Consider the following 12,890-nt stretch of genomic DNA (forward strand, 5'->3'; position numbering starts at 1 on the left):
TTTTTAATAGCTATGATTAATAAATGTTCGTCAATCTTATTTCATCACATTCTACGCATTAATATGATAGAGATAAATAAAAAGATACAATTCATTCATAATAAAATACAGAAAACAACAAAACTATCAATCACAAACAAATCCTTTATTTTTCTAAATATTATCTAAAATTATATTATTTTTTTGCAATGGAATCTCTTTAATAAATTATGTAAAATTAATTTTAAGGAACACACAATGAAAGACACTGCATACACATTTTTTAGTCAAAAACAATTAGATAAGTTAACTAAAACTGAACTAATTTTAATCAACTTTGCTCAAAAGCATCCAGAAAAGTTTTATCAATGCTCAATTAAACAACTTTCAAATAATACTGGAATTTCTTTATCAATAATTAGCAAGGTTGCAAAAAAGTTAGATTTTGATTCATTAAAAGATATGCAGTTTTATGTGTATCATAATTTTTTAAACACTGATTTAAAGGTTTTAGAAAACATTAATTACAAAAAGCTCATTTTAAAACAATTGTTCTTATTTTATAAGGAAAGCATTTCCCAAACATCACATTTATTGAACTTAAATGAAATTAATCAAACAATTGAAAATATTTTATCCCATGAACGTATTTATTTATACGGAGCAGGTTCTTCATATTTAGCTGCATCAGAATTAGCGACAAATATGCAAAAATTAGGAATCAATTCAATTAGTTTTAACGATTTTCATTCACTTCTTTTAATCACCACTCAAATTGATATTAATAATAAATTCGTGATCTTGTTTTCAAAAAGTTGCAACACGAGAGAAATTAAATTTATTATTAATTTATTTATCAAAAACAAGATCAAATTTTGTTTAATTACCTCAAATAAACAAGCAAAAGAAAAATATGAAAATGTAATTTTGTATTCAACTATTGAGCAAAGTAAGCGATTTATTTCAATTTCGTCCAAAATAAATCAACAGTTTATTGGAGATTTAATCTTTTTAATTCTTCAACATGAAAAAGTTAAAAATTATAATGATAAGTTTGCTTTTAACCTTGATATTTTAGAACAATGAAACAAATAATTTTGTAGCTATTAAACAATTTAGCGAAATTATTTTCTTTTATCAAAATATAAAAATACTCATTATAGAATTCAAGTATGAAAGAATATGAAGTATTTAAAAGTGATTATGTGTTTATAGAAAATAATTTAAATAGCATTGATGAGGTTTTTGCTTTTGTTGCTAAACAAGCAAAAGACTTAAAAATTTCTCAATCAGAAAACAATGTTATAAATGCGTTAAAAGAACGCGAATCACAATTTTCTACTGGGTTAGAAAAGGGATTTGCAATCCCGCATGCTCAGAGCAAAGCAATCGAAAAACCAAGTTTGTTTTTTATTAAAACAAACGGACAAATAGAATGAAATACCTTTGATAAGTCAAAGGTCAATTATATATTTGTTATCTTAATTCCAGACCAAAACAAAGAAACCTTGCATATGGATATATTAACCAAAGTTTCCACGATTTTATTGGATAGCAATGTGGTGAATAAACTTACTCAAGATGTATCAAAAGATGAAATATATCAAATCATAAGTAGTTTCTTAAACAATAAAACTTTAAATAATACCAATGTTTCAAGTAGTAAAAAAGTGGTTGGGATTACTTCTTGTGCCGTAGGAATTGCCCATACTTATTTATCTGCTGAAACACTTAATAATAAATTAATACAACTTGGATATAGTCCTAAAATTGAAACACGAGGTTCAGTTGGAATTCAAAACAAACTTAGTTCACAAGATATTGATCAAGCCGAATTTGTTATTATTGCTTCAGATGTGCAAATACCATTAGATGATTTTGATGGTAAAAAAGTTTATGTTACATCAACCAAAGAAGCAATTCACAATCCAAATCAAGTTATCCAAAAAGCACAAAATGCAAGTATTTATCAATCAAATAAAGTCAAAACAACTTTAACCAACCAAACCAATCAAGGTGTACTAAGACACATTGTTAATGGGATTTCATACATGATTCCTTATGTAATTTTTGGTGGAATTATGATTGCTCTTTCGCTAGGTCTTGGGAAGAGTATTTATGGAAATAATACGAGCGCTCCCAAAGGTGATTTTCTTTGATGAATTTTAGAAATTGGAGTAGTTTCATTTACTTTAATGATCGGGGTATTGGGTGCATATATTGCATATTCAATTGCTGGTCGAGCCGCCTTAATGCCTGCATTTGTAGTCTCATTTATTGCTAATAAAAGTGATTTATTCTTTAGCATTGGTGGAATTTCTGCTGTTACCCCGATGGGATTTATTGGAAGTATTTTATTCGGACTTATTATTGGTTATACAGTCAAATGAATTACTAATTTTAAAATTCAAAAATCAGTAAATGCTCTCATTCCAATGTTTGTTATTCCAATTGGTGTCACCTTGTTTTATTCTCTTTTAGTTATTTTTATCATTGGGGCACCAATTGGTTGAGTCATGGATAAATTTATCGCTGCACTGCAAGGTATTTTTGTTGATAATTCGAATATTGGAATCTTTGTTTCATTGCTTTTAGGAATTTTACTTGGTGCAATGGCTGGTTTTGATATGGGAGGACCAATTAACAAAGTTGCATTTTTAACTTCAACTGCATTAGTTTCGCAAAAAATCTTCCAACCAATGGGAATGGTTGGAGCAGCGATCCCAGTTGCACCTTTAGGTATGGGATTGGCAACATTGATTTTTAGAAGGAAATTTAATAATAATGAAAAATCTTTAGGTGCTTCAGCTATTTTCATGGGATTTATCGGAATTTCAGAAGGAGCAATCCCGTTTGCTGTAGCAGATCCTAAACGTGTGATTACAGCTAATGTAGTTGGTTCAGCAATAGCCGGTGGTTTAGCTGGGGTATTAAGTGTTACTAATGCTGCTGCTCATGGTGGGCCAATAGTTGCAATTTTAGGTGCAGTTGGATCACAAGCTCATGGAACTGGGTTAGGAATTTTGTTCTTCTTTATTAGTATAATTGTTGGGACAATTATTACTGCTCTAATTTATGGTTTTTGAAAAGACAATGATCTTAAAAAATCACCAAAACTAGCGTTAATTTTAGAGAAAATCAATTTCTTTAAGAAAGGAAAACATGACAACCAAAAAACTCTCTAAGGGTAAATTATCAAAGGATATGATAATTTTAATTACATTATTAACAGTTGCTATTAGTTTATTAATAACAGGAATAGTTTTGGTTGTTTTAGGAAGTGGTGATTATCTAAAATTTGTTGAAAATAGCTCAGCACAAATTCAAATTTCTCAATTTATTTATGGCCTTTTTTCTTTAATTTTGTCAGTTCTGTTATTTATTTTAACTGGATTATTTGCAAATTCACGATTTAATAAAAAACTCAATAAAAATGAATAAAATAATATTTTTAAAACCATATTTTAAAAAAACCCTATGAGCAAATGACAACATTAAAAAAATGTATCACTTGCAAAATAATGTTGGTGAAGCTTGACTTATTTCTACAATAAATAAACATGAATCAATAGTTAAAGGCAGTGAGCAAAAATTTAGTGATTTTATTAAAGAAAACCCAAGTTTCTTTAATTTAACAAAAGAGCGAGTTCAGACATTTGTTTATCCGAATTTAACTAAATTTTTAGATGCTAAGTTGCCATTAAGCATTCAAGTGCACCCAGATGATGAATATGCACAAAAATTAGGAAGTTTAGGTAAAAATGAGTGCTGATATGTGTTAAAAAATAGCCAAGAACCATTTATTTTAGGCACTAATACTACTGATATTAGGATAATTGAACAAAATATAAATACTAAAAATATTGAGCAATATTTAAACAAAGTTCCATTGCAAGTAAATGATTTTGTTTCAATTGAAAGCGGTTTAGTACATGGTATACCAGCTGATACTTTAGTTTTTGAATTACAACAATCTAGCGATATAACCTATCGATTGTACGATTATGAGCGTGTCGATGAATTGGGCCAAAAAAGACAAATACACATTAAAGAATCTTTAGAAACCATTAAATTAAATTTAAAACCCAAGGTTCAAAAACAATTAACGAATGGTTTTTACCAAACTAAAAACTTTAATCTAACCAAGCTTGAATTAAACAATCAAGAACTGAAGGTTTCCACTCATCTAGCAAAACATTGTGTAGAAATAGTGATCTATCAGGGAGAAGGTTTTATTAATTCTATAAAGATAAAAGCTGGTGATGTACTCATAGTCAGCAAACAAGCACTAAATTTTAAATTAAAAGGACAAATAAAATTATTTTTAAATTATTTGTAAAAAACCCAAACAAACCCAAAAGATAACGAAATTCTCTTTTTGGGTTTTTATCTATTTTTTAATTGAAATTATTTTGTTTTATTATAAAATTTTATTTTGTCAACAAACGCATTTTAGAAAATGTGTTTTTTTAGTTATAAATATTTTAATTCTTCTATAATATAATAATATGAATAAAATTAGAAGAATAAAATCTTTGACATCTATTCTTGCTCTATCATCAGCAGGTGTGCTAGCAGCAAGTTGTCAATCAAATCAAGTTAATACAGTTAATTATCCAACAGACAAGGCTGCTTCGGATAATAAAATTGTGCTCGCAACAGCACAATCAGAAGTTTATCCATTAACAATGGCATTAAAAAGTCTAGTTCCACTTTATAATGAGCAAATGAAGAATGAACCAGGATTTGTAAAAGTTGAATTTCAACCTTCAGAGATAACAAAAGTTGATTCTGAACTTGGTTTAACTAGTCAAAATGAAAATTACATTAAATCAAATTCTGACAAATTAGCCAATTTATTGTTAGGAAACCAAACCACAGCTTACGTAATTAATAAATATGGAAAAATATTAGATACTAGTTCAGTTTTATCTCCAAGTGATTTCCCAGAAAAAATTCTTGGAGCACACAATCGATTAGTGGGAGAACAATTATCAAATAACAAAATATACAATTTACCTTTTGACGTTTCAGATACAAACGGATTTAGTGTAAATATAGACTTATTAAATAAAGCATTAGATTTAGCTAAAGAAGCTGGTGCTACAGTTGATAAAACCGGAAAATTTTTCGAATACCTTGAAGCACAAAAAGATAAAGGAAATGAAATTCCAGAAAGTTCAGCCATTAACTTTTTAAAAATTAAACCAAATAGCTTAAAAGGTTACACAATTAACGAGAAAACTTTTAAAGGTTTAAATGGTTTATTTGAATTTGCTAGAAAATTAAAATCAGCATTAGAAGTTGATACAGAAAAAGTTGCAAAATATGGCGATAAGAAAATTATGAATTTACAAGTATTTTCAATTGATTATCAAGAAAAAGAGTTTCTTAAATCTCTTAACAACCAACTAAAAAATAAAAAATTATGAGAATTAGAAAAAACTAATGGTAAATTTGATTTTTCAAAAGTTAAATATAATATTAAAAATGATGAGGAAATCAAAAGAGTATTTAAAAATACTTTTGATCAATTTGTAAAAGAAAATTCATCAACCGTTGTGCAACAAGCTACCGGTGGTAGTCAAAATCCAACATTATTTAGAGACGTAAAATATGAAAACAATGTTTCTACTGATGGAGAATGAGCTTCTTGACACATGAGACAATATCAAACCATTTTTGCTTCTGTTGCTTCTGTTGGTTTACCGCAATCAATTGATTCACCGATATCTCGTGGCATTAAATTATTCAAAGGTCAAGATCCTAAAAATTGAACAACCGCAGATGATGTTTTCTTACAAGAACAAATTACAAAAAACAATGCCGATGATACATTCTCGACATATATCGAAGGTGGTTCAACTTTAATACCGGTATCAGTTGATAATAATGGTAAAGAAGACAAAGGGACTTTATTGTTTTTAAAATGATTATATAAACAAAATGTTAATTATAACGGTGAATCAATCGCTGTTAAAGATTTATTAACCAGAAAATCAGCATACTTTATCCCAACAAAAGAAGTGACTGATCGAGGTCTTAAGTTCTATACTGATTCAGAAAAACAATTTAAAGATAAAATTTCTAAAAACAAACAAGAATTATCACAACTTAACGAGAATGATCCTAAAAAAGAAGAATTACAAAAAGAAATTAATCAGTTAACAAGCAATAGTTTATACAATCAATCTGGTTCTTTATCAGTTCAATCAATGCTTGATTTCCTAAAAAATACTAACGAAGATATATTGAACCTACCACAAAACGAAAAAACCAGCAAAATTATTAGTGCAATTACTCGTTTATTATTAGATTCAACCTTAGATAAAAATCCACAAAAAACAACCGGAGAAGCCGCTTTACAAAAAGTATTAGAGATTATTGATAAACCAAATTAATCAAAAAATCAAGAAATAAAATTAGGACTAAAAAAGTCCTAATTTTTTGTCTAAATTGATTTAACAATCTTACTTGAAAAAATAGAATAAACAAGTAAAGGAAGAGCAACAACTACTAAAGCACCAGCAGATTGAATATTTAAGAAATAACCACCAGCTGGAGAAGGTCCAATTTGTCTGAATCAAATACCAACAGTTTTAGTTTGTGTTCCACTTAGCAAATAATTGGGTCATAGAAAGTCATTTCAAATTGAAACAAAAGAAAAGACAATTAATAATAGATAGATTTCTTTCATTTCTTTTCAATATACTAAATACATTTTTTGTAATATGGTTAAATTATCAATTAAAGCTGCCTTGTGATATTTTTGTTTATTTTTTTCAAAATTAATCGATAAGTTATACATAAAAAAGTAAGAAAAAATTCCATTGGTCACTAAAGAAATTGGAGTTAATGAGTTGAGTAAATTTAAATCATTTAATAATTTATATAGTGAAAAATAAATAGTAAATTCCGGGATAAACGAAAAAAATAACACCATAATTCAAATCACTTTAGTGGTTGTTTTATTTAATTTTGATAGTCCAATTGCAAATAATGAATAAGAAATCAAACGAACCAAAATTAAAACAAGCGAGCTTTCCAAGGTAACTAAAATTGCATTTCAAAACACCTTATCGCCAAAGAAACTAAAATTTGAAAAATCTAATTCTCTGAAAAAAAGCGAATATTCTTTGCTAACAGTGGCTGAAGTAGACATAAATCCCATTATAATGAGCATATAAAGCGGGAATAAAATAATAAAAATCAAAAGTAAAACAAAGGTAAAGATTAATGTATCTTTAATGATTTTTTTATACATTTAATCCCCCATTTTTCTTGTTAATGATTTTGCGAATTAACATCTTAATGCTAAAAAAAGCAAGTCAGGTAATGATAAATAAAAATAATAAATATAAAATAACTATCATGCTGGCTGCATATGCTTTATTGGAATCAACAGTTAATGAGCCAGCAAAAGGTTTAATTAACGAGTAAACATAACTTGCTAGCGTATGAGCTTTAGTAGATAGAATTCTGCTCTCATCCATAATTGCTCCAGGATACAGTAAAAACGAAAAGACTAAATTTGTATTAGCAACCAGAATAAAGGATTTACTAAATTCTTTGTAATATAAATATTTTAATTTATCTCAAAAGCTTAAATTATCAATTTTGATTAGCTTTTTGTATTTTTCATTAATTCGAGCAAAAATAAAACCGAAAATAACAATATTAAAAGGCATCGATCTTCAAAGTTGAAAGATAAACAAGTATAATTGAATACCTAATTTATGCTCTCCTAATATAAAACTTTGACTTGAATTAAAAAATCTAAAAAATAAGTTTTCTTCTCCAAAAAGTAAGATAAATGCCAAACCAACCGTAAAACTAGAAATGAAAAATTGCGAGTAGATTAGCTTTAAAAAGAAATTTTTTGTTCTTTTTAAAGTTAAGGTACTAATTGAATAAGCAATAATAATTGAGAACAATAATGAAAAGAACGTTGGAACAAAGAACAGGAATGTTGAATTCGAAATTGCTACTTGAAAATCAGGGTCAATAAAAACTCTATGATAATTATTGGTTCCATATTGGTAAATATTCTTTTTAGTTTCACTAGGAAAAGTGACAAATGATTCACTCAGAACATTAATAATTGGATAGATATAAAAAATAATCACAATGGCAAATAGTGGAAGCATATACAGAGCTGCAATACTGTATTTTCTTGCTTTTTCTTGGTCTCATTTAAAGTTTAATTTCTTCATTTTTAAATCTCAATATTTTTGATTGATCTATTTGCACATTTACCATATCACCAACACTTAGTTTGTTATTAGTGCTTAGTGTTGTATAAGTTAATTGCGAATTATTCACTTTATAAATTGTTAAATCACCAATATTTTCCTTATTTATAATTGTTCATTGACTAGTTGAGCTTTTAGTTTTACTAATGTGAATGTCACGTGGTTTGATAAAAGAAGTGCTATGATCATCTTGTGAAAGGAAATTTAGTTCAGGTGAGCAAAAAAAGTTTGCCACAAAAAAGGTAGCAGGAAAATCCAACACATTATCTTTTGTATCAAATTGCTCAATTTTTCCATCTCTCATGACTAAAATATAATCACTAAGTTTAAGAGCATCGTTTTGATCATGGGTGACTAAAATAATTGATAAATTAAATTCGTGCTTAATTTTAGCGATTCATTCAATGGTTTTTTCTTTAATTTTCACATCCAAAGCAGAAAAAGGTTCGTCCATTAGGATTAATTGCGATTTTTTAACAATAGCCTTAGCAATTAATACTCTTTGTTTTTGTCCTCCGGAAATGTTTTTTGCCTTATTATTTAAAATTTCGGTAATTTCCACTTTTTTTGCAATGAAATCTAAATCCTTTTTAAAAAAGTTTTTTAGTCTCAATTCCTTAATAAGTTTTTTTACAAAATTAAAGTTTGTAAAAAAATAAAAAATAAACATTAAAAATCAAATTCATATAAAAAGAGTTTTTTCTTTTTTTGGATTGCTATTATTTAAATACTTGTCTACTTGATTATTTATATATTTATATTTTTTATTTTCTGAATTTTTATAATCTTGTAAAACTTGGCTTCGCTTTTCTTTACGTCATATAAAGGAATTTTTAGCGCTTAAATAAATGTTTTGAAAAACACTAATTTCTTCATATAAGAGGTTATCCTGTAAAATATATCCAATATCAGAAGTTGTCATATCATTATATAATTTGACTTGTGCGTTTTTGACAATTTCAATTTTAGATAGCAAATTTAATAAAGTGGTCTTTCCAGCACCGGAAGGACCAACTAAGGAAATTATTTTATTTGGAGGTAACTTTAATTCAGGAATATCTAAGATAATTCGTTTATCTTTCTTTAAAACGACATTTTTAATACTTGCAATTTCATTCACATTTAAATTATAGTATTTTATCAAAAATGCTTAGTTAATAAACTAAGCATTTCACTAATTTTTGTAATTAAATGAATATTTATTCAAAATGTATTAATTCTTCTGAATTAATTTCGTTGTAGTTTTTAATCATTAATTCGTTTTCAAACACAAAATAAGGTGCTTTAAAATTATCAATATCGTAAATATAAATATACATAATTTCCTTGACATTGTTTCCTAGAGCTCTTTTGATTTCATTTTGACTAACAATTCAATAGTTTTCAATCTTAAAAACTTAACTTTTAATGATTCAAATAAACAATGTACCAGGAATGTAAAATTGTTTACTCTTTTTCTTTGAATAATGCTTTAGTTTTAATTTAAATTTCATTTTAGGTATATTTGCTAGAGTTGAAGGAAAGATTTGATATTGTTTAGTTATTTTTATAAGTTTAGAAAATTGTAAAAAGTTCACTAAAAAACAAAGCAAAAAACAAACTATTATTAAAAGTGTCGCACCACATATTATATTAATAGGAATATTAATAAACGAATCTGTCAAATTACTCAAAATTATAAAAATAATATACAAAAGCAAACAAAGAAAAGAAACTGTACAAGATAACAAAATTCTCTTTTTAACAGGAATAATGTACGGAAGGAAAAGAGAAAAAGATTTTTTAAGTAAAGGATCTGAAAATCATTTTTTTTGATTAAATTTTATCTTTTCTAAAGCCATATTTGTTAATAAAATGTACAAAAATAGGTATTCTATACCACCTATTAGAATAAAACAAGCAAATAACGAAAATAATGAAAGAACTAAGATGGCTATGTCCATTAATACTATCTCCTCCCTTTTCTTTTAAGTAAGTATTTTAATGTGTAAACTTTAAATTTTTATTTTTAATCTTGGTAATATTGTTCGAGTTTTACAAAATATCTCATATTTACCATGTAATTAGGATTATAAAATTCCTCTTTCTCATAATTAGAATAAACAAGCATTAAGTAATGCACAAATCTAGCTTTTTGTTTATTGTTATTAAATTGATAACGAAGAATATCCCTGTTTAAAAATAGTTTTTGCTTATTATTTTCAAATAAATTATCATCCTCATTCTTGTCATATTCTTCTGTTAATAGCGAGCTTCAATCTAAATTCATTATAGAGTTGGCTCCAATTTTAAAATTTGCTCAAGAACCCGTGTGTTTTAATTCGTTCGAATTTTGTGGATTTAAATTAACATCAAACAATTTAATTTCTTTATTAACTTTAATTTGTTTGATAAGTTTATTTATCTCTTTAATTTTAATAACATTTAAAACAAGTAAGCGAATCCATGAATACATTTCAAAAGTTAATAAAATAAAAAAGAAACCAAAAATCAGGATTAATCCTCAAGAAAATAATCCAACAAGCAAAATCCAAACAACTGAACCTATCATGAATAAGTAGCTTAAAAGTACTAAAATTCCTTTCACGAACATTTTGAAATTTTTCTTTTTAATCCAATCCTTAATTACATTAATACCAATAACAAAAAACGGATGCACTTGGATTTGGTTGTTTATAGTAAATTTTATTTTTTTATTAGTTATGACTAATATATGATTTTCTACTTTGTTTCATCATAATTTGCTTAATCATACAATTGAACCTACCGAAAAAAAGAAATTTAAACCTACTAAAATTACGAAAAAAAACATATTGTTCCATATTATTTACCTTTTTGATAGTATTGTTCTAGTTCTAGAAAATACTTGATATTTTCTTTATATTCAGGATTATAAAATTCTTGAACTTTATAATTAGATAATAAATGATATGCACCCCAAGAGTTAGACAGCAAATGCTAACTTAAAAGGGGTGGATATCAATTTTTAATTGCTTGTTTTAACTTATTATCTAATCTTCAATTCTGATTGTTTATTTTTATTTTTTCATACAAAAGCTCCATTAGGTGGATTTGAAATTTTCATCTTGCATACCTTTTTCAACAAATGCAATAACCATACAAAAAAACGTATAAAGCACAAAGCAAAATAACACCCACAAGAATCCAATGGTCATATTGTGAATGATCAAAACTATTCATGGTTTTCTCCTAGGTTGCTTTGGTTGCAATTTCTTCTTCTAACAATTGATTTATTTTATTGTATAAAATCTTTGAATTTTCATAGACTATAACTTTATCGTTTTTAAATAATTCAGTCCCAGCAGCAAGAAAATAAAGCACATTTAAAATATCCAAACCACCTACTTGTATTAAGTCTATTAAGTTTACGTTTTCATTTCCAAGCTTAAAGTTTCTCAGTGGTGTCTTTTCAACTTTATTAATTTGATAATTCTCAGGTAATAAATGAGCATTTGAGAAATTAATTTTTTTTAAGATTTGTTTCAAATCTCTTAAACTCTTTATTTACAAATACTCAGTTTTTAGGGAAAAGAAATACAATACTTAAAAACAAGAAGATAAAATATTCAATTTCTTTATCTTGTAAAAAAAACAGACAATAGTAATACTTAATTGTAAAAATACACAAATAATATAAATTAATAACATTATCAAAGAAACGTTTTTAATCTTTAATATTTGTTTTTTAATTTGTTCATATCCATCCAAAAAACGTGGGTGAAAAGATAAATTTGTTTCACTTAGAACTAAAATTTGAATGTTTCTAGCAACATATTGAAATATCTTGATGTATTTTTTGCTCGGTAGTTTCTTGAAAAAGAACCAGGATTGAATAATAAAACAAATAAAAAATAAGGGAATTGATATCCCGAGATATAAACTTAAATAAAACAAACTCATAATGTTAATGCATCTAAAAGTTAAAAAACAAAGCTAATCATTTTTTATTGTTAGCAATTCATTTATTTGATTATATAAAACTCGAGAATTCTGATCAATTATTGTTTCTTTGTTTTTAAATAATTCAGTACCAGCTACAAGAAAGTAAAGGATACTTAATTTGTCAAGTTCATCATTTTCAATAAATACCAATAAGTTGATTTTTTCATTTCCAAGATTAAAGTTTCTTAATGCTAATCTATGAACTTTTTCTGACTGGTAATTTTCAGGTAATAAATGAGTATTTGAAAAATCGATTTTATTAAGATTGGTCTCAAAATCTTTTAATTCTTTTTTAAATAGAAAGGATTTTAATGGGAAATATCCACCAGCGGTAATCAATACCCCAGTAAAATAGTAATATTCTCTTCCAATCATATCAACATAAATAATTGAAATAATTAATTGCAAAATAGTAAAAAAGACATTAATTCCTACCAGGATAAAAATAATCTTTCTCATCTTTAATATTTGTTTTTTAATTTGCTCATATCCATCCAAGAAACGTGAATTAAAAGATAAATTATCTTCACTGAAAATTAGATTTGCTATATTTTTAGATACATATCTAAAAAGACTTGTATATCGTCTACTTGGCAGTTTCTTGACAAAAATAAAAATACTAATAGCAGCAGAAACGATAAATAATCCAAAAGTTAAACCTAAATATAAATTTAAGTAAAAAAGACTCACAAACAC

The 12,890-nt window shown here is 26.3% G+C and carries 11 protein-coding genes; 5 read left to right on the plus strand and 6 right to left on the minus strand.

What is annotated here, in order from left to right; all coding sequences use genetic code 4:
* Nucleotides 1-237 precede the first annotated feature (237 nt).
* The 5 genes from AC1RP9_RS00705 to AC1RP9_RS00725 all read left to right on the plus strand — a co-directional run bounded on the left by AC1RP9_RS00705 (nucleotide 238) and on the right by AC1RP9_RS00725 (nucleotide 6,380).
* A complete protein-coding gene (locus AC1RP9_RS00705; protein ID WP_481822489.1) occupies nucleotides 238-1,074 on the plus strand; it encodes a MurR/RpiR family transcriptional regulator in 837 nt (278 codons plus the stop codon).
* Between the two features lie 77 nt (nucleotides 1,075-1,151).
* Entirely contained in the window at nucleotides 1,152-3,164 is a 2,013-nt protein-coding gene (locus AC1RP9_RS00710) for a PTS fructose transporter subunit IIABC (protein WP_481822490.1), read from the plus strand.
* A complete protein-coding gene (locus AC1RP9_RS00715) occupies nucleotides 3,142-3,420 on the plus strand; it encodes a hypothetical protein (RefSeq protein WP_257043660.1) in 279 nt (92 codons plus the stop codon). The genes AC1RP9_RS00710 and AC1RP9_RS00715 overlap by 23 nt, the downstream gene beginning before the upstream one ends.
* On the plus strand, nucleotides 3,413-4,318 hold the full coding sequence (locus AC1RP9_RS00720) for a type I phosphomannose isomerase catalytic subunit (protein WP_257043661.1): 906 nt from the start codon (nucleotides 3,413-3,415) through the stop codon (nucleotides 4,316-4,318). Before AC1RP9_RS00715 ends, AC1RP9_RS00720 begins: the two co-directional genes overlap by 8 nt.
* A 169-nt stretch (nucleotides 4,319-4,487) precedes the next feature.
* Nucleotides 4,488-6,380: a P68 family surface lipoprotein gene (locus AC1RP9_RS00725; RefSeq protein WP_481822491.1), complete on the plus strand. Its 1,893-nt coding sequence runs from the start codon at nucleotides 4,488-4,490 to the stop codon at nucleotides 6,378-6,380.
* Nucleotides 6,381-6,430: 50 nt separating this feature from the next.
* On the opposite strand, the gene AC1RP9_RS00730 is transcribed toward AC1RP9_RS00725, so the two are convergent.
* The 6 genes from AC1RP9_RS00730 to AC1RP9_RS00755 form a co-directional block, all read right to left on the minus strand.
* Complete coding sequence (locus tag AC1RP9_RS00730) at nucleotides 6,431-7,243, minus strand: ABC transporter permease family protein (RefSeq protein ID WP_481822492.1); 813 nt, start codon at nucleotides 7,241-7,243, stop codon at nucleotides 6,431-6,433.
* A complete protein-coding gene (locus tag AC1RP9_RS00735; RefSeq protein ID WP_481822493.1) occupies nucleotides 7,236-8,192 on the minus strand; it encodes a hypothetical protein in 957 nt (318 codons plus the stop codon). The genes AC1RP9_RS00730 and AC1RP9_RS00735 overlap by 8 nt, the downstream gene beginning before the upstream one ends.
* Complete coding sequence (locus AC1RP9_RS00740; RefSeq protein WP_481822494.1) at nucleotides 8,173-9,351, minus strand: ATP-binding cassette domain-containing protein; 1,179 nt, start codon at nucleotides 9,349-9,351, stop codon at nucleotides 8,173-8,175. The genes AC1RP9_RS00735 and AC1RP9_RS00740 overlap by 20 nt, the downstream gene beginning before the upstream one ends.
* Before the next feature lie 888 nt (nucleotides 9,352-10,239).
* A complete protein-coding gene (locus AC1RP9_RS00745) occupies nucleotides 10,240-11,043 on the minus strand; it encodes a hypothetical protein (protein ID WP_481822495.1) in 804 nt (267 codons plus the stop codon).
* A gap of 398 nt (nucleotides 11,044-11,441) precedes the next feature.
* Nucleotides 11,442-11,738: a hypothetical protein gene (locus AC1RP9_RS00750; RefSeq protein ID WP_481822496.1), complete on the minus strand. Its 297-nt coding sequence runs from the start codon at nucleotides 11,736-11,738 to the stop codon at nucleotides 11,442-11,444.
* A 447-nt stretch (nucleotides 11,739-12,185) separates the two neighbouring features.
* Nucleotides 12,186-12,884 (minus strand): hypothetical protein, encoded by a 699-nt coding sequence (locus tag AC1RP9_RS00755; protein WP_481822497.1) that lies wholly within the window; start codon nucleotides 12,882-12,884, stop codon nucleotides 12,186-12,188.
* Between the last annotated feature and the right edge of the window lie 6 nt (nucleotides 12,885-12,890).

The sequence above is a fragment of the Mycoplasma sp. 3686h genome, assembly GCF_056781225.1.